Origin of the sequence: Streptomyces sp. NPDC056347, from assembly GCF_042262625.1 — a bacterium.
GTDB lineage: Bacteria > Actinomycetota > Actinomycetes > Streptomycetales > Streptomycetaceae > Streptomyces.
In genome coordinates this window covers 1-19905 of record NZ_JBHJQP010000084.1, presented here as the reverse complement: position 1 = coordinate 19905, position 19905 = coordinate 1, and the positions used below count along the sequence as shown (strand labels likewise).

General features: G+C 73.4%; 16 protein-coding genes. 5 read left to right on the top strand and 11 right to left on the bottom strand.

The window, feature by feature from the left end; genetic code table 11:
- The first annotated feature begins 72 nt into the window (after positions 1-72).
- The 4 genes from fxsA (at position 73) to fxsT (ending at position 5945) form a co-directional block, all read left to right on the top strand.
- Complete coding sequence (gene fxsA / locus ACFCV8_RS20270; RefSeq protein WP_376686762.1) at positions 73-270, top strand: FxSxx-COOH cyclophane-containing RiPP peptide; 198 nt, start codon at positions 73-75, stop codon at positions 268-270.
- The gene (locus tag ACFCV8_RS20265) at positions 267-1442 is read left to right on the top strand and encodes an FxsB family cyclophane-forming radical SAM/SPASM peptide maturase (RefSeq protein WP_376686773.1); all 1176 of its coding nucleotides are present in this window, start codon (positions 267-269) and stop codon (positions 1440-1442) included. Before fxsA ends, ACFCV8_RS20265 begins: the two co-directional genes overlap by 4 nt.
- A gap of 32 nt (positions 1443-1474) precedes the next feature.
- Positions 1475-2860 (top strand): HEXXH motif-containing putative peptide modification protein, encoded by a 1386-nt coding sequence (locus tag ACFCV8_RS20260; protein ID WP_376686772.1) that lies wholly within the window; start codon positions 1475-1477, stop codon positions 2858-2860.
- Between the two features lie 91 nt (positions 2861-2951).
- A complete protein-coding gene (fxsT, locus tag ACFCV8_RS20255; protein WP_376686761.1) occupies positions 2952-5945 on the top strand; it encodes an FxSxx-COOH system tetratricopeptide repeat protein in 2994 nt (997 codons plus the stop codon).
- Between the two features lie 90 nt (positions 5946-6035).
- On the opposite strand, the gene ACFCV8_RS20250 is transcribed toward fxsT, so the two are convergent.
- The 11 genes from ACFCV8_RS20250 to ACFCV8_RS20200 all read right to left on the bottom strand — a co-directional run bounded on the left by ACFCV8_RS20250 (position 6036) and on the right by ACFCV8_RS20200 (position 18271).
- On the bottom strand, positions 6036-9836 hold the full coding sequence (locus ACFCV8_RS20250) for a multifunctional oxoglutarate decarboxylase/oxoglutarate dehydrogenase thiamine pyrophosphate-binding subunit/dihydrolipoyllysine-residue succinyltransferase subunit (protein ID WP_376686760.1): 3801 nt from the start codon (positions 9834-9836) through the stop codon (positions 6036-6038).
- A 258-nt stretch (positions 9837-10094) separates the two neighbouring features.
- A complete protein-coding gene (locus ACFCV8_RS20245) occupies positions 10095-11171 on the bottom strand; it encodes an ATP-binding protein (protein ID WP_376686759.1) in 1077 nt (358 codons plus the stop codon).
- Positions 11168-11905, bottom strand: a complete 738-nt coding sequence (locus ACFCV8_RS20240) for a response regulator transcription factor (protein ID WP_376686758.1) — start codon at positions 11903-11905, stop codon at positions 11168-11170. Before ACFCV8_RS20240 ends, ACFCV8_RS20245 begins: the two co-directional genes overlap by 4 nt.
- 226 nt (positions 11906-12131) lie before the next feature.
- Positions 12132-12824 (bottom strand): spermidine synthase, encoded by a 693-nt coding sequence (locus ACFCV8_RS20235; protein ID WP_376686757.1) that lies wholly within the window; start codon positions 12822-12824, stop codon positions 12132-12134.
- Positions 12825-12950: 126 nt separating this feature from the next.
- Entirely contained in the window at positions 12951-13553 is a 603-nt protein-coding gene (locus tag ACFCV8_RS20230) for a hypothetical protein (RefSeq protein WP_376686756.1), read from the bottom strand.
- Complete coding sequence (locus ACFCV8_RS20225; RefSeq protein WP_376686755.1) at positions 13550-14857, bottom strand: hypothetical protein; 1308 nt, start codon at positions 14855-14857, stop codon at positions 13550-13552. The genes ACFCV8_RS20230 and ACFCV8_RS20225 overlap by 4 nt, the downstream gene beginning before the upstream one ends.
- The gene (locus tag ACFCV8_RS20220; protein WP_376686754.1) at positions 14854-15657 is read right to left on the bottom strand and encodes an ATP-binding cassette domain-containing protein; all 804 of its coding nucleotides are present in this window, start codon (positions 15655-15657) and stop codon (positions 14854-14856) included. Before ACFCV8_RS20220 ends, ACFCV8_RS20225 begins: the two co-directional genes overlap by 4 nt.
- Before the next feature lie 10 nt (positions 15658-15667).
- Positions 15668-16564, bottom strand: coding sequence for a zf-HC2 domain-containing protein (locus ACFCV8_RS20215; RefSeq protein WP_376686753.1), 897 nt, complete (start codon positions 16562-16564; stop codon positions 15668-15670).
- Positions 16561-17163, bottom strand: a complete 603-nt coding sequence (locus ACFCV8_RS20210; protein ID WP_376686752.1) for an RNA polymerase sigma factor — start codon at positions 17161-17163, stop codon at positions 16561-16563. The genes ACFCV8_RS20215 and ACFCV8_RS20210 overlap by 4 nt, the downstream gene beginning before the upstream one ends.
- A 33-nt stretch (positions 17164-17196) precedes the next feature.
- Entirely contained in the window at positions 17197-17688 is a 492-nt protein-coding gene (locus ACFCV8_RS20205; protein WP_376686751.1) for a DUF6328 family protein, read from the bottom strand.
- Between the two features lie 238 nt (positions 17689-17926).
- Complete coding sequence (locus ACFCV8_RS20200) at positions 17927-18271, bottom strand: hypothetical protein (RefSeq protein ID WP_376686750.1); 345 nt, start codon at positions 18269-18271, stop codon at positions 17927-17929.
- Between the two features lie 130 nt (positions 18272-18401).
- On the opposite strand from ACFCV8_RS20200, the gene ACFCV8_RS20195 reads away from it, so the two are divergent.
- Positions 18402-19905 (top strand): LON peptidase substrate-binding domain-containing protein (locus ACFCV8_RS20195; protein ID WP_376686749.1); only part of this gene is annotated, 1504 nt, incomplete at its 3' end.

Sequence of the window (19905 nt, the reverse complement as noted above, 5' to 3'; positions counted from 1 at the left end):
GGCCGACGGGAAACAGCGGACAACGGGAAACAGCGGGCAACGGGAAGCAACGGGGAAACGGGGAGAACGACGATGAGCGAGACGGCGCCCACGGGCGCACCCGACGGCACGACGGCCGAGGCTCCGGACGCGCTGCCGGACCTGCTGGGGCTCGACCTGGCCGCGCTGCGCACACTGGACCACCCGGTGCTGGCCGAGGTCGTCGCGGACCTCCACGCCCGGGCCGAGGAGCCGCAGGAGATGCTGTGGGGCTTCACCAACGCGTTCTGAGGCCGCACCCCCCGCACCCCCTGCCGCCCCGGACCGCCGCCTTCGGGCAGTTCATCGTCAAGGTGCACGGCCGCTGCAACCTCGCCTGCCGCTACTGCTACCTCTACGAGGGCCCCGACCGCACCTGGCGCGACCGCCCGGCCGCCGCCTCCCCGGCCGTCCTCGACCGCACCGCCCACCGCATCGCGGAACACGCCGCGACCCACGGCACCCGCCACCTCGCGCTCGTCCTCCACGGCGGCGAACCGCTGCTCGCCGGCGCCGCCCGGCTGGCCGCCTTCGCCGACCGCGTACGGGACCTGACCCCCGCGGACTGCACCGTACGCACCACCGTCCAGACCAACGCCACCCTGCTCACCGGGCGCCGCGCCGCCACCCTCGCCCGGCACGGCGTCCGCGTCGGCATCAGCCTCGACGGCGGGCTCCCCGCCCACAACCGCCTGCGCACCGACCGCGCCGGACGCCCCTCCTGGCCCGCCGCGGTACGCGCCGCCCGGCTTCTGGCCGACCGGCACCCCGAGGCGTACGCGGGCATCCTCACGGTCGTCGACCCGGACACCGACCCGGCCGAGGTCTACACGTCACTGCTCGAACTGCGCCCACCGGCCCTGGACCTGCTGCTGCCGCACGGCAACTGGACCGCACCGCCGCCGGGCCTGCCGCACACCGGCCCCGGCCGCCCCACCCCGTACGGCGACTGGCTCACCGCCGTCTTCGACCGCTGGTGGCACGGCGGACGGCGGGAGACCCGCGTCCGGCTCTTCGAGGAGTGCCTCGCCCTGCTGCTCGGGCTGCCCGGCGCCACCGAATCGCTCGGCCTCGACCCCGTGGACGCGATCGTCGTCGAGACGGACGGCACGATCGAGCAGGTCGACTCCCTCAAGTCCGCCTACGACACGGCCGCCGCCACCGGCCTCGACGTCTTCCGGCACAGCTTCGACGACGCCCTTCGCCACCCCGGCGTCACCGCCCGCCGGGCGGGCGCCGCCGCACTCGCCGCGACCTGCCGCGCCTGCCCGCTGCTCACCGTCTGCGGCGGCGGCCACTACGCCCACCGCTACCGCGCGGACAACGGCTTCGCCAACCCCTCCGTCTACTGCCCGGACCTCGCCCGGCTGGTGCGCCACATCGCCGCCCGGCTGGCCGCGGCGACCGAGGGAGCCCGCCGGTGACCCCGCCGCCGACCGGCCCGCTCCCGGACCGCATGCTCCGCGAACTCGGCCGCACCGAAGGCGCCGCCGACACCCTGGACGTCCTCGTGCGCGACCAGGACACCCGCAGGCTCCTGCTGCTGCGGGCCCTGCTCGACGCCGCCGGGGCCGCCCCCGCCACCCGCTGCCCGCCCCGGTCCCTGGACCGGCTGCACCGGGACTGGGCCCTGCTGGAAGCCGCCGAACACGCCGACCGGACCGCCGTACGCGCCACCCTGCTCCACCCGCTCGTCGGCCCCTGGGCCCGCCGCTGCCTGCGCGGGCTCATCGGCCCCACCACCCGCCCCGGGCCCGGACTCCGCGCCGGCCTGGACCACCTGAGCGCGCTCGCCGCCGCGGCCGCGATCCGCGCCGGCCTCCCCTTCACCACCCGCCTCACCGCCCACCGCGGACTGCTGGCCCTGCCCGCCCTCGGCGCCCTGCGCACCGCACCCGCCACCACCACGACGGTCACCGCCACCCACCGCGACGGCCGGCTGACCCTGCGCGGGGCGGCCGGCGGACCGCTCGCCGCCCACGTCCAGCCCGACGGCTCGCTCTGCTCCGCCGACCCTCGCTGGCTTCCGGTCCTCCCGCTGCCCGCCGCACCCCCCGGCCTCGGCCCCGTACCCCTGGACGACACCGACCCCTGCCGCGGCGACACCAGCGGCCCCGGACCGTACGGGCCGCGAGCCGCCACCCCCGTCGACGACCCGGAACGCAAGACCTGGGCCCGGTACTGGACCGCGGCCGCCCCCCTGCTCCGCACCGGCGGCCCCCACCGCCTCACCGAGACGGCCACCCTGCTGCGCTGCCTCGTCCCGCTCCGGCCACCGCCCGGCGCGGGCCCCGCACCCACCGGACCGGGCGCGGCCCAGTACAGCGGCACCCGGCGCGAGGCGTTCGGCGCGGTCCTCAGCAGCCTCCCCGCCACCCCGGCCCACCTCGCCGCCACCCTCGTCCACGAACTCCAGCACACCAAGCTCTCCGCCCTCGCCACCCTCGTACCGCTGCACCAGAACAACCCCGAGCCCCGCCACTTCGCCCCCTGGCGCCCCGACCCCCGCCCGCTGGACAGCCTCCTCCAGGGCACCTACGCGCACCTGGCGATCGCCGGCCACTGGCAGCGCCTCGCGCTCGCCGCCGGCTCCGTCACCCACCGCGACCTCGGCTGGGCCGAACACGCCCGCTGCCGCGAACAGGCGGCGGCCGCCCTGCCGGCGCTGGCCGGATCGGCGGAACTGACCAGGGAGGGCCGGATACTCGTCAACGAGATGATCGCGATCTACCACCGTATGGGCGACTTCCCGCCCCCCGCGGACCATCTCGCCCGAGCACAGGCGTACGTGGCCACCACCCGAGTGATATGGCGGCAGAGGCACGGTCCGCGAGGCCCGTGACAGGCACCGGGACACCGGCCCGGAAGGCCCGTGCCCCGAAGCCGCCCAGGTGTATGTTGACAAGCTCGCATCCAGGTAGGGAGACGGTCGAATGCCCGGTACGCGCAAGGCAGTCGAAGCATCCGGGACGCCCACCGTCACCATCAGCTTCGCCGGATTCAACCGGGCCTGGGCGGCCTGGATCGCGGACCGGCTGGAGCGGCGCGGGACGGCCGTCGTCCGCCAGCGCTGGGACCCCCGGGCGGAGGAGCCGCTGGAGGAGCTGCTGCGCGATCTCGCACTCTCCCGCGGCCGCGTCCTGATCGTCCTCAGCGACTGGTACTTCCAGCTCGGCCCGCGCAGCCACGAGGAGTGGAACCGGGCCCTGCGCGAGGTCGTCGCCGCCGACCCGGACCGGTTCGCCGCCGTCTGCGTCACCACCGCCACCCTGCCCGGCGCCACCGCGGTCCTCGGCGCGGCCGACCTGACCAACGTCGGCGCCGAGGAGGCCGAGCGCCGCCTCCTGACCCGCCTGGGCCTGCCCGCCGACCCGCTGCCCGAACCCGCCGGGACCCGGCAGGGCCCCCGCTACCCGGCCGACCCCTCCGAGGTGTGGGGCGGGGTGCCGCGCCGCAACGTCCGCTTCACCGGCCGTGAGGAACTGCTCAGCTCCGTCTACCGGACCCTCCAGGACGCCGGGTCCGGCGCCGGGGTCGTCACCCTGCACGGCATGCCCGGCGTCGGCAAGACCCAGCTGGCCGCGGAGTACGTCTACCGCTTCGGCTCCGAGTACGACGTGGTGTGGTGGGTGCCCGCCGACCGCCGCGCCCTCTACCGCCAGAAGCTCGCCGAACTCGCCCCCGAACTGGGCCTGTCCACCGGCGCCGAGTACGGCGAACGACTGCGCGCCGTACGCGACGCGCTGCGCCGCGGCGAACCCCACTCCCACTGGCTGCTGGTCCTGGACGGCGCCGACGAACCCGGCAACATCTCCGACCTGGTGCCCATCGGCCCCGGACACGTCCTGATCACCTCCCGCAACCGCAAGTGGAGCGAGTACAACAGCCACCTCGTCGGCGTACCGGTCTACAGCCGCGACGAATCCGTCGCCTTCATCCGCCGCCGCGCCCCGCGGCTGAGCCGGCCCGAGGCCGGGCGGCTGGCCGAGGCCCTCGAAGACCTCCCGCTCCTCCTCGACCAGACCGCGGGCTGGCTCAACGACTCCGACATGTCCGTCGAGGAGTACATCCAGCTCCTCGAAGGAGGCATCGACCAGGACGTCGTCAAGGTCTCCGCCGACTTCCCGCTCGCCTTCCAGACCGCCTGGTCGATACTGCTGAACAAGCTCAAGGAGACCGTCCCGGAATCCGTCGACCTGCTCCGCCTGTGCAGCTTCTTCGCGCCCGGCTCCATCCCCGTACGGCTGCTGCGCGAGATGCCGCCCGGCGAACTGCCCGAGCAGATCTCCGGCCTGATGAACGATCCGCTGCTCTGGAACAAGGCGATCGCCCAGCTCCGGCAGTACTCCGTGGTCCGCCTGGAGTCCCACGAGACGGCCGGCGAGGAGGCCTCGTCCGGGGAATCGCTCTACATGCACCGCATGGTCCACCAGATCGTCGGCAAGGACATGGCCGAACGCGACCGCCGCGAGTTCGTCGACGTGGTCCGCCGCGCCCTCGTCCACGCGGACCCGGGCCGCCCCATCGACACCCGGCTCTGGCCCGCCTACGCCGAGATCACCCCGCACCTGAAATGGGCCGACGTCCTCACCAGCACCGACCCCGCGGTACACGGCCTGGTCCTCAACTGCCTGCGCTACCTCTATCTCTCCGGCGAGTACCGGGCCGGCATCAAGCTCGGCGGACGTGCCGTGCGGGCCTGGCGCGAGCTCCTCGGCGAGAACCACCCCCGGCTCTGGGACCTCACCTACAACTACGCCAACCTGCTGCGCGCCGTCGGCGACTACGCCGGCACGGAAGCCATCGAACGGGCCGCCGTCGACCGGCTCCGCGCCGAGCGCGGGGCCCACGACCTGGAACACCTGCGCGCCGCCGGCGGCCTCGCCGCCGACCTGCGGGGCCTGGGCCGGTACGACGAGGCCCTGGAGATCTCCGGCTGGATCCTCGCCGCCTACCGCGAACTCCTCGGCGACCAGGACTCCCGCACCCTCAACGCGCAGAACAACCTGGCGATCTCGCTCCGGCTGCTCGGCCGCTACGAGGAATCCCTGGACCTCAACCGCCGCACCCTGGACTCCCGGCGCCGACTGCTGCGCCTGCGCCACACCTGGACCCTGTTCTCCGAGATCAACTACGCCACCGACCTGCGCCTCCTCGGCCGGTACGCCGACGCCCTCTCGCTCCAGAACCAGAGCGTCCGGGTGCACCGCATGGTCCTCGGCCCCGACAACCCGCAGACCCTGCGCGCCGAACACAACCTCGCCCTGTGCCACTACCGCTCCGGCGACCGGGAGCGGGCCTCGGCCCTGTTCACCCGGGCCCTGGAACGGTGCGAGCGGGTCCTCGGCGAGGACGACCCGCTGACCATGATGGTCGCCGCCACCCAGAGCTGTTTCGCCCGCGAGCACGGCGACATCGACCGGGCCCGGGACATAAGCGAGCGGGTGACCGAGGCCTACGTCGCCATGCTCGGCGAGGACCATCCCTTCGTCGCGGGGACCCGGGCCAACCACGCCCTGATCCTGCGCAACGTGGGGGAGCGGGACCAGGCCCACGACCTCCTGGAGCAGGCGCTCGCGGCGATGACCCGGGCCGTCGGCGAGAACCACCCCTGGAGCCTGGGCTGCGCGATCAACGCCTCGGCGCTGCGCAACCTGGTGGGCGACCCGGAGTCCGCGGCCGCGCTCACCGGGGTCGTCGTCGGCCGGGCCACCGAGGCCCTCGGCCGGACCCATCCGCTGACCCTCTCCGCCCGGATCGCGCACGCCGCGGACCTGCGCGGCCTCCGGGAGCGGCAGCGCGCCGAGAAGATCGAGGGCGAGGCGCTGGAGGACCTGTCCGCGACCCTCGGGGCCCAGCACGTCCACACGGTCTCGGCCCGCTCCCGCAACCGCCCGTACTGGGACTTCGAGCCGCCGATCGTCTGACCGGGCGGCCCGGAGCCCGGCGCCGTACGCCGAGGGGCCCGTCCCCGCGATCGACTCGCGGGAACGGGCCCCTTTCCGTACGGCAGCGGGTCAGGCCTCGAAGACCTCGGCGACCAGCTGGGCCTGCTCGGCCTGGTGGCGCTTGGCCGAGCCGACCGCCGGGGACGAGCTGTGCGGCCGCGAGATGCGGCGCAGGCGCTCACCGTGCGGGACGTCGGCGCCGACGGCCAGGTCCAGGTGGTCGATCAGGTTCAGCGCGATGAACGGCCAGGCACCCTGGTTCGCCGGCTCCTCCTGCGTCCAGAGGTACTTCTCGGCGTTCGGGTACTTGGCGATCTCGGCCTGGAGCTCGGCACCCGGCAGCGGGTACAGGCGCTCCAGCCGGATGATCGCGGTGTCCGTGACGCCGCGCTTGGTGCGCTCGGCCTCCAGGTCGTAGTAGACCTTTCCGGCGCAGAAGACGACCTTGCGGACATCGGCCGGGTTCACCGAGTCGTCGCCGATCACCGGGCGGAAGCCGCCGGTGGTGAACTCCTCCGCCTTCGACGCGGCCGCCTTGAGACGGAGCATCGACTTCGGGGTGAAGACGATCAGCGGCTTGTGGTGCGGGTTGTGCACCTGCCACCGCAGGAGGTGGAAGTAGTTCGACGGCAGGGTCGGCATCGCGACCGTCATGTTGTTCTGCGCGCACAGCGTGAGGAAGCGCTCCGGGCGGGCGGACGAGTGGTCCGGGCCCTGGCCCTCGTAGCCGTGCGGCAGCAGCAGCGTGACGCCGGAGGTCTGGCCCCACTTCTGCTCGGCCGAGGAGATGAACTCGTCGACGACGGTCTGGGCGCCGTTGACGAAGTCGCCGAACTGGGCCTCCCAGATGACCAGCGACTCGGGGCGGGCCAGCGAGTAGCCGTACTCGAAGCCCATCGCCGCGTACTCGCTGAGCAGCGAGTCGTAGACGTTGTAGCGGGCCTGGTCGTCGGAGAGGTACAGCAGCGGGGTGTAGTCCTCGCCGGTCACCTGGTCGACGAGGACCGCGTGGCGCTGGCCGAAGGTGCCGCGGCGGGAGTCCTGGCCGGAGAGCCGGACCGGGGTGCCCTCCATGAGCAGCGAACCGATGGCCAGGGTCTCGCCCATGCCCCAGTCGATCGTGCCGTTCTCCACCGAGGCCGCGCGGCGCTGCATCTGCGGCATCAGGCGGGGGTGGACGGTGATCCGCTCGGGGATGTTGACCTGGGACTCCGCGATGGCCTTGACGACCTCGGCGGAGACCGCGGTGGTCACGGCGACCGGGAACTCCGGCTGGACCTCGGGGGCGTGGGCCGGGGCGGGCAGCGAGGTGGCCTCGCGGACCTCCGCGAAGACCTTCTCCAGCTGGCCCTGGAAGTCCTGGAGCGCCTGCTCGGCCTCTTCCAGGGTGATGTCGCCGCGACCGATGAGGGACTCGGTGTAGAGCTTGCGCACCGAGCGCTTCTTGTCGATCAGGGTGTACATCTGCGGGTTGGTGAACTCCGGGTTGTCGCCCTCGTTGTGACCGCGGCGGCGGTAGCAGATGAGGTCGATCACGACGTCCTTGTTGAACGCCTGCCGGAACTCGAAGGCGAGCCGCGCGACGCGGACCACGGCCTCGGGGTCGTCGCCGTTGACGTGGATGATCGGCGCCTCGATCATGCGCGCCACGTCGGTGGCGTACATCGAGGAGCGCGAGGACTCCGGGGCGGCGGTGAAGCCGACCTGGTTGTTGATCACCACGTGCACGGTGCCGCCGGTGCGGTAGCCGCGCAGCTGCGACATGTTGAGCGTCTCGGCGACGACGCCCTGGCCCGCGAAGGCCGCGTCGCCGTGGAGCGCGATGGGCAGGACCGTGAAGTCCGTGCCGCCCTTGTTGATGATGTCCTGCTTGGCGCGGGCGATGCCCTCCAGGACCGGGTCGACCGCCTCCAGGTGCGAGGGGTTGGCGGCCAGCGAGACCTTGATCTGCTCGCCGTCCAGACCGGTGAAGGTGCCCTCGGCGCCCAGGTGGTACTTGACGTCGCCGGAGCCGTGCATCGACCGGGGGTCGAGGTTGCCCTCGAACTCGCGGAAGATCTGCGCGTACGACTTGCCGACGATGTTCGCCAGCACGTTGAGCCGGCCGCGGTGGGCCATGCCGATGACGACCTCGTCGAGGCGGGCCTCGGCGGCGGAATCGATGACCGCGTCGAGCAGCGGGATGACGGACTCGCCGCCCTCCAGCGAGAACCGCTTCTGGCCGACGTACTTGGTCTGCAGGAAGGTCTCGAACGCCTCGGCCGCGTTCAGCCGGCGCAGGATGCGCAGCTGCTCCTCGCGCTCGGGCTGCTGGGTGCGGGTGCGCTCCACCCGGTCCTGGATCCACTTGCGCTGCTTCGGGTCCTGGATGTGCATGAACTCGATGCCGGTGGTGCGGCAGTACGACTCACGCAGCACACCGAGGATGTCGCGGAGCTTCATCATCGACTTGCCGGCGAAGCCGCCGACCGCGAAGTCCCGCTCCAGGTCCCACAGGGTGAGGCCGTGCTCGGTGATGTCCAGGTCGGGGTGCTTGCGCTGGCGGTACTCCAGCGGGTCGGTGTCGGCCATGACGTGGCCGCGGACCCGGTAGGAGTGGATCAGCTCGAAGACCCGCGCGGCCTTGGTCACGTCGTTGTCGTGCGAGGCGTCGATGTCCGTGAGCCAGCGGACCGGCTCGTACGGGATGCGCAGCGACTTGAAGATCTCGTCGTAGAACTCGTTCTCGCCGAGCAGCAGCTGGGAGACGATCCGCAGGAACTCGCCGGAGGCGGCGCCCTGGATGACCCGGTGGTCGTACGTCGAGGTCAGCGTCATGACCTTGGAGATGCCCAGCTTGTTCAGGGTGTCCTGCGACGTGCCCTGGAACTCGGCCGGGTAGTCCATCGCGCCGACGCCCATGATGAGGCCCTGACCGGGCATCAGGCGGGGCACCGAGTGGACGGTGCCGATGCCGCCGGGGTTGGTCAGCGAGGCGGTGACGCCGGTGAAGTCGTCCATGCCGAGCTTGCCGTTGCGGGCGCGGCGGACGATGTCCTCGTAGGCCTGCCAGAACTCGAAGAAGTTCAGCGTCTCGGCCTTCTTGATGGCCGCGACGACGAGCTGGCGGTCGCCGTTCGGCTTCACCAGGTCGATGGCGAGGCCGAGGTTCACGTGCTCCGGCTTGACCAGGGTCGGCTTGCCGTCCTTCACCGCGAAGGAGTGGTTCATCGACGGCATGGCCTTGAGGGCCTGCACCATCGCGTACCCGATGAGGTGGGTGAAGGAGATCTTCCCGCCCCGGGCGCGCTTGAGGTGGTTGTTGATGACGATGCGGTTGTCGAAGAGCAGCTTCACCGGGACGGCGCGCACGGACGTGGCCGTCGGCAGCTCCAGCGAGGCGTTCATGTTCTTCGCGACGGCGGCCGAGGGGCCGCGCAGCGTCACGTACTCGGGGCCGGCCGGGGCCTCGGTGGCCGGGGCGGCGGCGGGCTTGGCGGCGGCCGGTGCGGCGGCCTTCGCTGCCGGAGCCGGAGCCGCGGCCTTCGCCGGGGCCGGGGCCGGCGGAGCGGCGGGGGCGGCCGGTGCGGGGGCCTGCGCCGCCGGGGCGGGCGCGGCCGGGGCCGGAGCGGAGGTGGCCGGAGCCGGGGTCACCGCTGCCGCCGTGGCCGGGGCGCCGGGAACGGGCTTGTCCGCCGTGCCGGACGTGCCCGGCTTGTAATCGGCGAAGAAGTCCCACCAGGCGCGATCGACCGAACTGGGATCCTGGAGGTACTGCTGATAGATCTCGTCGACGAGCCACTCATTGGGCCCGAAGGCAGCGGCCGGGTTCGACCCCGGGCTGGCTTGGTCGGTCGAGATGCTCGAGTTACTGGGGGACTGAGACGACACGGCGGCAACCGCCCTCTTCCGCTTCACAAGGTGATGGACAGCGGAAATCAAGGCTACGCCTCCCCGGCCGTTACACGCAGGCCGGGCCGCTCTTCGTCGCGCAAGTCACACCGGAAGGCGGGTTTCGGCGTAGGAATTGGCGGGAAACAAGCATGGTTCCGCCTCCTTTTGGGTACACGGAACCGCGGCTGCGACCCTCCGGACCGCACCCCCCTGAACGGAACACGAACAACGCGCCCGCCCGGTTCGAACCCTATGTCAACCGCGCGGTTGCGGTACCCCCGGAAGAGTGACCTGTATGCGGCAGCCGCGCTCGGATTCGGCCACTCCGATGCGTCCGCCGTGCAGGTCCACCGCCCAGCGGGCGATCGCCAGGCCGAGCCCGGTGCCGCCGTCGCTGCCCGGCCCGTGCGGGGCGGGCACCGCGCCGCGGTTGAAGCGCTCGAAGACCCGGTGCCGCTCGGCCTCGGGGATGCCCGGTCCCTCGTCCATGATCTCCAGCGTCAGCGACTCCGGGGTGGGGCCGCGCCGGGCCAGTACCGTGACCCGGCCGTGCGGCGGGCTGTGCTTGACCGCGTTGTCGACCAGATTGGCCACCACCTGGTGCAGCCGTTCGGTGTCCGCGTGGGCCGTCAGCTCCGGCGGCGAAACGTCCAGATGCAGATGGACGTCCTTGCGCTTGTGGTTCCCCGAACCGGACGACAGCCTGCGGTGCGCGGCGGCGAGATTCGCCTCCTTCAGCACGCCCGACAGATAGGGCCACACCTCGAAGCGCCCCGTCCTGAGCGTGACCACGCCGTTGTCCAGACGGGACAGGTCCAGCAGCGTCTCCACCAGCCGGCCCAGCCGCTCGGTCTGCTTCAGCGCGGTACGCATCGTCTCGGGGTCGGCGGAGGAGACCCCGTCCACCACGTTCTCCAGCACGGCTCTCAGCGCCGCGATGGGCGTGCGCAACTCGTGCGACACATTGGCGACCAGCTCCTTGCGGTGCCGGTCCACCGCCTCCAGGTCGTCCGCCATCAGATTGATCGTCTGGGCCAGGTCGCCCAGCTCGTCGCGGCGTCCGGCCCCGCGTACCCGCCGGGTGTAGTCGCCGTGCGAGATCGACCGGGCCACGGTGGTCATCTCGTCCAGCGGCGCGGTCAGGCCGTGCGCCACGAACTGGGTGATCAGCAGGGTCGCGATCACCGAGAACACCGTGATGAACCGCAGCTCGGTCCTGGTGCGCACGGCCACCAGCAGCAGACCGGTGGTGATGAAGACCGAGAGCACGACGAGCGTGCTCATCTTCGCCTTGATCGAGAAGGGACGCAGGCCGGAGCCGGGCCGGGTCATGGAGCCGGGGTCTCCAGGGCGTAACCCACACCGTGCACGGTACGGATGCGCTCCGCGCCGATCTTCCGGCGCAGCGCCTTGATGTGGCTGTCGACCGTACGGGTGCCGGAGGCGTCCGCCCAGTCCCAGACCTCGGCCAGCAGCTGCTCCCGGGAGAGCACCGCGCGCGGCGTGTTGGCCAGACAGACCAGCAGGTCGAACTCGGTCGGCGTCAGGTGGACGTCGTCGGCGCGCACCCGGACCCGGCGCTGCGCGTGGTCGATCTCCAGCTCGCCCAGGCGCAGGATGCCGCTCCTCGGGGTCACCGCGGCCAGCGCGGCGCGCTCGACGCGGCGCAGCAGGACGTGGACCCGGGCCGCCAGCTCGCGCATCGAGAACGGCTTGGTCATGTAGTCGTCGGCGCCCACGCCGAGGCCGACCAGCATGTCCGTCTCGTCGTCCCGGGCGGTCAGCATCAGCACCGGCACCGGCCGCTGGGCCTGCACCCGGCGGCAGACCTCCAAGCCGTCGAAGCCCGGCAGCATGATGTCGAGCACCATGAGATCGGGCTGCCAGGCCTCGGCGGCGTCCACCGCCGCGGGGCCGTCGAGCGCGGTCTGTACGAGAAAGCCCTCGGCCCGCAGACGGGCGGAGATGGCTTCGACGATCGTGACGTCGTCCTCGACCACCAGCACCCGGCGCTGAGCGCCCGGGGTGGCCGCGACACCGGTGTGGGTGGTGTGTGTCTGTTCCATCGCCCCGCCCCTGCCCCGTTCTCACGGGGGCCATTCCCCCGGACGCACGGTCTTCGCTTGTGGATTTTCGTAGGTGTCCCCGTTTACGGGTCGCCAGCGTAAAGGCAGCGGCCCGCTCTCGGCTACGCAGGGTGTAACGCCCGGGCCGCGCGGAAGTGGCGCGGCACCCGGCGTACGGCGCCCGGCCCCGGCGGTTCGGGGGCCGGGGATACCCGGCGGGGGGATCTCAGAGTGTCCGCAGTGCGAGATGCACCACGTCGGGAACACCTCGGGCAACGCTGACTTCTTCGGTTTTTACTCCCGTGAATCCGGCATTCCGCAAGGCCTGTTCGAAGTCGGCGGACGGTTGTGCGGACCATACTGCGAGAACGCCGCCCGGCGTCAGCCGCTCCCGGCAGGCCGCCAGACCCGCGGGGGAGTACAGGGTGCTGTTGTCCTCGGTGACGGTCCAGTCCGGACCGTTGTCGATGTCCAGGCACAGAGCGTCGTAACGGTCGGTAGTCGTGTGCAGGTGGTCGACCAGATCCACCGCAAGGATGCCGGTCCGGGGGTCGGCGAGCGCCGCACCGGAGATCGCCGACAGCGGCCCCTCCAGGTGCCAGTCCACGATCGCCCGCTCCCGCTCGGCGACGGCGATCCGCCCCCACCGCGGCTCGGCGGCGGCCCGGGCGAGCGAGAAGCCGACGCCGAGCCCGCCGATGAGCACCGAGGGGGCCCGCCTGCCGGCGGGCAGCGCGGCCAGCGCCGCGTCGATCAGCAGCCGCTCGGAGCGGCCGTCCGAGGTGTCCATCAGGAAGCACCCGTTGGCGATGATCTCGAAGTCGTCCCCCCGTCTGCGCAGAACGACCTCCCCGTGCGGGCCTTCGCGACGGTCGAGCGTGACGGGGGAGAGGACGTCGGTACGGGCGAAGTCGGACATGATGCGGCTCTCCGGTCGAAGTGCGGGGGGTCCCCGCCATCCTGGCCTCTCCGCACGGTCCGAAGCCAGCCGGTTACCGGCCCCGTCCCGGCCCCGTCCCGGCCGCGTACGGCACGTGCGCCCCGGCTATCGGGTCCGCCCCGGCCCGCGCACCGCGAGCAGCGCCGCCCCGGCCGCGTACGCCGCCCCCGCCACCAGCCACGCCCCGGACTCCGGACCCGGCTGAAGCGGCCATGCCCAGAGTGCCGCCGCCCCGCCCGGCACATCCGGTGCGGCCAGGTAGACCGCGCCGCCGTACACCGTCATCGGCAGCCAGCTCGACCGGGCGCCGAACAGGGCGGCCGACGCCGCCGTCACCCCCGTCGAGCCGAGCACGTTGCGCACCATGGCCGGGGCGCCGAACGCCTCCGGGTGCCCCGGTACCGCCGCGGCCAGCGCCCCCGCCACCAGGGCGGTCGCCACCAGCAGGTGCAGCAGCAGGCGCGGCCACCAGCGGCGCGCGGAGGCCCGGTCCAGCTCCTCGGAGTGCGAGTGCAGCCCGGTGCCGATCGCCGCGGCGGCGAGCAGCGGGGCCAGCACGACGACCGGGACGCGGGCGGTGTGGTCGAAGCGCGGCTGCTCCTGGAGCCAGTACGCGGACCAGGCGGCCAGCAGCACGGTTCCCGCCAGGGCGGCGGCGGTGACAAGGAGCGCGCGGGAACGGAGATAGAGGAGGGGCAGGGCGCTCACAGGACCGGGACCCCTTCCGGCGCACAGCTCCTGAGGGCGGTCAGATAGCGGCCGGTCCAGGCCTTCCGCCCGGTGTCCGGCATGGCTTCCAGCCGGGCCAGGTACGGGCGGGACTCCGGGTACCAGGTGGTGTCGTTCCCGGCCAGCCAGGTGCGCAGCGCGTCCTCGGTGTACGCCGCGCGGTGGTCCGCCGCGGAGTCCTTCTTCCGCCGGCCGGCCGGGCAGTCGGGGCCGAGCAGGGACAGGACGGTGCTGTCGGCGAACTCCCGGGGATCGTCCAGCCGGTCCCGGGTGAGGCCCCAGCCACGGCTCACATGGCCAAGGGGCGCCTCGTCCCCTTTTCTCCCCGGCCGGGTGCCATTGGCCACGTAGCGGACGGGCGCGCCCTCGACCCCGTCCAGCCGGGCGAACACCCCTGCCAGTGCCTCGGCGGCACCGGGCAGCACCGGGGCCTCGGAGGCGCGCACGCAGATCTGCGGCGTACCGGGGTCCGGTGTCGAGCAGACCCGGCGGGAGCCGGCCGGGTCGGGCCGCAGCAGCCCGTCGCCCGTCTGCACGACCACCGTCCCGGCCACGACCGCCAGCGCCAGCGGCAGCAGGGCCGCCGCCCGGCGGCGGGCCGCGTACGCCAGCAGCACGGTCGCCGCGAGGCCGCCCGTCCAGGCCAGCAGGGACGGCGCGAACCACCACACCGGCCCGGCCGCATCGAGCAGGTACTGCTCGGCGGGGCTCAGGAACCGGGCCGGTGACCGCGTGTAGCCCGGCGCCCCCAGGAGCACGTAGCAGACGGCCGCGAGCACCGGGGCGGCCAGCCGCCACCGCACCAGCCGCCCGACGACGAAACCGACCGGCGCGGCGGACAGCAGGCAGCCCAGGTCCGCCGCGGCGAGCCCGGCGGACGGACCGCCGGCCGGCCCGGCGTACGGGGCCGTCGCCGCGTACACCGCACCCAGGACCAGCAGCTGGCCCGCCGCCGCCCACAGCATGAGCGGCCCCAGGGCCACCAGCAGCCGGGCGAGCGGGCCGCGCACCACCGAGCGCAGCAGCTCGTCGGTGCCCCTGCGGCGCTCCCGGCCGCCCTGCCAGCAGGCGACGGCGGCGAGCAGCGGCATGCCGATCAGCGTCGTCGCCGAGTGCAGCAGCTCCTGGGTCTCGGCCCAGCCGCCCTGCCACTCGGCCGTCTTGGCCGTCATCGGGACGAGCAGACAGGCGGCGACGGCCGGACCCGTCCACGGGGCGATCCCGCGCCGGAGCTCGGCCCGCAGGGCGGTGGCGGCCGGGCCGCGTACGAAGGACGTGCTCATCGGCCCGTCACCGCCGCCCGGTGCGCCCGCAGCGCGGCGGTGTAGCCGCGCTCGAACGGATTGCCGTCCTCCGGCCCCGTCCCGGCGCCCGGGGCGCCGCCCAGCTCCGACAGCTCCCGGGTCGTGCCCCGGTACGCGATCCGGCCCGCCTCGATCAGTGTGACGTCGGAGCAGGCCGCGGCCACGTCCTCGACCAGATGGGTCGAGACGAGCACCGTGCTGGTGCGGCCCAGCTCCCGGATCAGAGACCGGAACGCGACCCGCTGCTCCGGGTCGAGACCCGCGGTCGGCTCGTCGAGCAGCAGCAGCTCCGGATCGTTGACGATCGCCTGGGCGATGCCCACGCGCCGCACCATGCCGCCCGACAGGGTCTTCACCCGGGCGTCGATCCGGTCCCCGAGCCCCACCCGGTCCACCGCCCGCACCACGGCCGCCGGGACCGCCGCCGCGTCCATCTCCTTGAGCCAGGCCACGTAGGAGACGAACTCGCGGACCGTGAAGCCCGGGTAGTAGCCGAACTCCTGCGGCAGATAGCCCAGCCGCCGCCGCACCGCCGCCCGGTCGCGGTGGTCCGCCCCGGGCCCGACCTCGCGGCCGAGCAGTTCCACCCGGCCGCCGAAGGGCGCGGCGACGGTGGCGAGGACCCGGATCAGCGAGGTCTTGCCCGCCCCGTTGGGCCCGAGCAGCCCGTGCACGCCGGGCGCGAAGTCGAGATCGACGGCGTCCAGCGCGATCGTCCTGCGGTGCCGGACGGTCAGTGCGCCGACCACGACCGTGGGTATGTTCCCCGTCGCGTTCATGCGTGCACGCTCACATTCTCTCCAGGTGGTCGAACGATCTACGGCGTACGGCGAGCAGCGCGGCGCACGCCAGGGCGCCCGCCGCCCAGCCGGCCTGCGCGGCGGGCCCCGCGAAGTACCGCACGGCCCCGGCCGCCGCCGACGGCGACGTGGCGAGGGCGGGCCCGAGGACGGTCGCCGCCCACGCCACGGCGACGGACGTGGCACCGGCACGGCAGCCGACGTACGAGCCGAGGGCGAGCGCGGCCAGCGTCATCGCCAGCCCGGGCAGCAGCCAGACAGCCGCGCCCGGCCCCCCGGCGGACCGGGGCAGCGCCGCACCGACGAGGGTGAGCGCCGAAACGCTCACGGCGAGCACGGCCGCCGCCCTGGTCAGCAGCAGCCGCAGCCCCCCGGACGGGGTGGCGGCGGTGATCTCGTGCATCGGGTCAGCGTGCCTGCCGTACGAGAGCGCGACCCCGGCGAGCGGCAGCACCGGCGCGGCGACGAGCAGCAGCGGGCGCACCACCTGCCCGGCCCCCGCCCCGTACGCCAGCACCAGGGCGCCCACGGCCGTCAGCACCAGCGCCGACAGCCACGCGCCGCGCAGCGCCGGCCCGGCGGCCCACAGCAGCCGCCAGGCACGTACGGCCGGAGCACCGCGCCGCACCGCCGCCCCCTCGGCGACCACCCCTTCGGCCGCGACCGCCGCCAGCACCTGCGCGCGCACCGCGTCCAGCACCGGCCCCGCCCCGGGCCGGGCGGCCCGGACCGCCGAGGAGATCCGCGCCGCGCAGCCGCCGCAGGCCTCCGCGTGCTTCTCCACCGACCGGGCGTCCGCCTCCGGCACCGACCCGGCGGCGTACCGCCCGGCCAGCTCCTCGCTCACGTGCCGGTGGGGCATGCCGCCGCCTCCCCTCGTGGTCATGCCGTGCCTCCCAGCGGTCCGGCCTCGGGGAGCGAGAGCTCCAGCACGGCGCGCAGCTCCCGCCTGGCCCGCATCGCCCGGGACTTGACCGTGCCCTCGGGGATGCCGAGGAGCCGGGCCGTCTCGCGGGTGCTCAGCCCGTCGACGACCGTGGCGCGCAGGACCTCGCGCAGCTCCGGGGAGATGCGGCCGAGCGCGGCGCCGACGTCCCCGTACTCGAGTCCGGCGAGTACCCGCTCCTCGGCGGAGGGCGCGGTCGCGGCCCAGTCGTTGCTCCCGGCCCGCTCGGCGTGCGCGGCGAGGTCGCTGCGGGCGTGCGCGCGCTGGGCGTCGACCAGCCGACGCGAGGCGATCACCCAGAGCCAGCCGCCGACCCGGGCACCGCGATGCGCTCCGGCGGACCGCCAGACCGTCACGAAGGTGTCCTGAAGGACCTCCCGTACGGTCTCGGCGTCCGGGCACCGCCGCTCCAGCCGCGCCAGCAGCCAGCCTGCGTGCCGGTCGTAGAGCGTGGCCAGGGCCTGCGCGTCCCCCTGCGCGACGGCGCGCAGCAGGGCCTTGTCGTCCGGGTCCTCCCCCGAGGGGCGCAACAGCTTCACACCCCTTCTATCGCGCGGCGCCCGCCGGCCGGTTCACGGGCGCGGGCGGAGCAGTGCCCTGGGGAGGACGAACCACAGGCCGGCGAACATGACGAGGGTGGCGGCCGTGATCGCGACGGCGGCGGTCCGGCCGAGGACCACGGTCATGAGGAGGAGGACGGCGCCGTTGAGTGCCAGGGCGAGGAAGACCAGGCCGGCCTCGGCGAGCCGCGCCGACAGGGCGACGATCCGGGTCTTGACGCCCTGGTGGAACAGGCCGCGGTGCAGGGCGACCGGGGTCGCGAGCACGGCCGAGGAGACCACTGTGAGCAGCAGCGTCACCACGTACGTGGTGCGCTCGAAGGTGTCGAGGTCCGGAAACCGGCTGGTGAAGGCGACGCCGAGGAGAAAGGCGAAGACGATCTGCACACCGGTCTGCACGACCCGCAGTTCCTGGAGCAGTTCGACCAGGTTGCGGTCGGCGCGTTCCGCGGGTGTCTCCCTGCCGTGCGTGGACGCGCCGCCACTGGACGGGATGTGGGACATGGGGCCCATTGTTCTCCGGGCGCTCCGTCGTGCCACCGCTGCTCATCCGTACGGAGCAGCCCTCGCGTGCGACCGATCCGGCGCCGTCCGGCGGCCCCGCAGCGGTGGTGCCGCCCCCGGGCGCCGGAGCACTCGGGGCACAGCGGCAGGTTCTCGGTCACCGGGGGACTGTATTGCGGGCCGAACGTGTTCCGGACAGCACCGGCTGTGACTCCTGGGGCACGGGGCACCGGGAAGCTCAGCGCCGAGGCCGCGTGTGCGCGGCGGCGGCGAGGGCGTCACGGAGGCGGTCCGGGTCGGGCAGCCCGGAGAGTCCGCCCCGCGTCGCGTACACCCGGCAGGCCAGACCGGCGGGGCGCCCGGGCTCGGCGAAGGGGTCCCGGCCGTCGATGAGGATGGTCGGGGATCCGGTGAAACCGGTCAGCTCGGCCTCGGCCCGGTCGGTCACGGTCCGTGTGGTGAAGGCGGTGCCGTTCAGACCGGCGTCGTCGAGGGCGCGACGCAGCAGCTCGGCGGCGGGCGCCTCGTTCGGGCAGTCCGGTACGACGACGATCTCGATGTCCATCTCTCCAGACTCGCGCACCGCCCCACCGGAATGTGCCGGTACGGGACGGCGAGCAGGTGATCGCTCAGAGCGAACACCCCCCGGGAACATTGGGCGGCTCAGAAGCATTGAGTCTGCATAGCTCAACTTGACTGCCGAAGGGGAGATCATGGCTACCGATTCCAACGCGGTTACTCCGCTCGCCCTGCCCGTACTGCCGCTCGACGACGAGGTCGTACTGCCCGGGATGGTGGTGCCTCTGGACCTGTCCGACGCGGAGGTGCGGGGCGCCGTGGAGGCCGCGCAGGCGGCGGTCCGGGGCGGTGGGGGCAAGCCCGAGGTGCTGCTGGTGCCGAGGATCGACGGTACGTACGCCGGCACCGGTGTCATCGGCACCGTCGAGCAGGTCGGACGGCTCTCGGACGGAGACCCGGGCGCGCTGATCCGCGGCCGGGGCCGGGTACGGATCGGGGCCGGGACCAGCGGTCCGGGGGCCGCGCTCTGGGTGGAGGGGACGCGGGTCGACCCGGTCGTCCCCGACCCGCTGCCGGGTGCCGCCGCCGAGCTGGTCAAGGAGTACAAGGCGCTCGCCACCAGCTGGCTGAAGAAGCGCGGCGCCTGGCAGGTCGTGGACCGGGTCCAGCAGATCGAGGACATCTCCGCACTCGCCGACAACTCCGGATACTCCCCCTTCCTCACCACCGCCCAGAAGGTGCGGCTGCTGGAGACGACCGACCCGGTCGCCCGGCTGAAGCTCGCCATCCAGTGGCTCGGCGAGCACCTCGCCGAGCAGGACGTCGCCGAGTCCATCGCCAAGGACGTCCAGGAGGGCGTCGACAAGCAGCAGCGCGAATTCCTGCTGCGCCGCCAGCTCGACGCCGTGCGCAAGGAGCTCGCCGAGCTGAACGGCGAATCCGGTTCCGGTGCCGACGAGTCCGACGACTACCGGGCCCGCGTCGAGGCCGCCGATCTCCCCGAGCACGTCCGCGCGGCGGCGCTCAAGGAGGTCGAGAAGCTGGAGCGCGCCTCCGACCAGAGCCCCGAGGGCTCCTGGATCAGGACCTGGCTGGACACCGTCCTCGAACTGCCCTGGACCGAGCGGACCGAGGACGCCTACGACATCCGCGGCGCCCAGCGGGTCCTGGACGCCGAGCACGCCGGTCTCCAGGACGTGAAGGAACGCATCACCGAGTACCTGGCCGTGCGCAAGCGGCGCTCCGACCGCGGCCTCGGGGTCGTCGGCGGGCGGCGCGGCGGCGCCGTACTGGCCCTGGTCGGTCCGCCCGGCGTGGGCAAGACCTCGCTCGGCGAGTCCGTCGCGCACGCCATGGGCCGCAAGTTCGTCCGCGTCGCCCTCGGCGGGGTGCGGGACGAGGCGGAGATCCGCGGCCACCGGCGTACGTACGTCGGCGCCCTGCCGGGACGGATCGTGCGGGCGATCAAGGAGGCCGGCTCGATGAACCCGGTCGTCCTGCTCGACGAGATCGACAAGGTCGGCTCCGACTTCCGGGGCGACCCCGCCGCCGCCCTCCTCGAAGTCCTCGACCCGGCGCAGAACCACACCTTCCGCGACCACTACCTCAAACAGTACACCCCGGGGAACATCGGATACAGACCGTCCCCAGCCAGCAGAAAGCCCCGCCGGAACAGCACTCCGGACGGGGCTTTCTTGT

Coding starts and splice junctions, on each gene's coding strand:
- fxsA (WP_376686762.1), top strand. CDS start 73: ATGAGCGAGACGGCGCCCACGGGCGCACCCGACGGCACGACGGCCGAG.
- ACFCV8_RS20260 (WP_376686772.1), top strand. CDS start 1,475: ATGCTCCGCGAACTCGGCCGCACCGAAGGCGCCGCCGACACCCTGGAC.
- fxsT (WP_376686761.1), top strand. CDS start 2,952: ATGCCCGGTACGCGCAAGGCAGTCGAAGCATCCGGGACGCCCACCGTC.
- ACFCV8_RS20245 (WP_376686759.1), bottom strand. CDS start 11,171: ATGACCCGGCCCGGCTCCGGCCTGCGTCCCTTCTCGATCAAGGCGAAG.
- ACFCV8_RS20240 (WP_376686758.1), bottom strand. CDS start 11,905: ATGGAACAGACACACACCACCCACACCGGTGTCGCGGCCACCCCGGGC.
- ACFCV8_RS20235 (WP_376686757.1), bottom strand. CDS start 12,824: ATGTCCGACTTCGCCCGTACCGACGTCCTCTCCCCCGTCACGCTCGAC.
- ACFCV8_RS20225 (WP_376686755.1), bottom strand. CDS start 14,857: ATGAGCACGTCCTTCGTACGCGGCCCGGCCGCCACCGCCCTGCGGGCC.
- ACFCV8_RS20220 (WP_376686754.1), bottom strand. CDS start 15,657: ATGAACGCGACGGGGAACATACCCACGGTCGTGGTCGGCGCACTGACC.
- ACFCV8_RS20215 (WP_376686753.1), bottom strand. CDS start 16,564: ATGACCACGAGGGGAGGCGGCGGCATGCCCCACCGGCACGTGAGCGAG.
- ACFCV8_RS20205 (WP_376686751.1), bottom strand. CDS start 17,688: ATGTCCCACATCCCGTCCAGTGGCGGCGCGTCCACGCACGGCAGGGAG.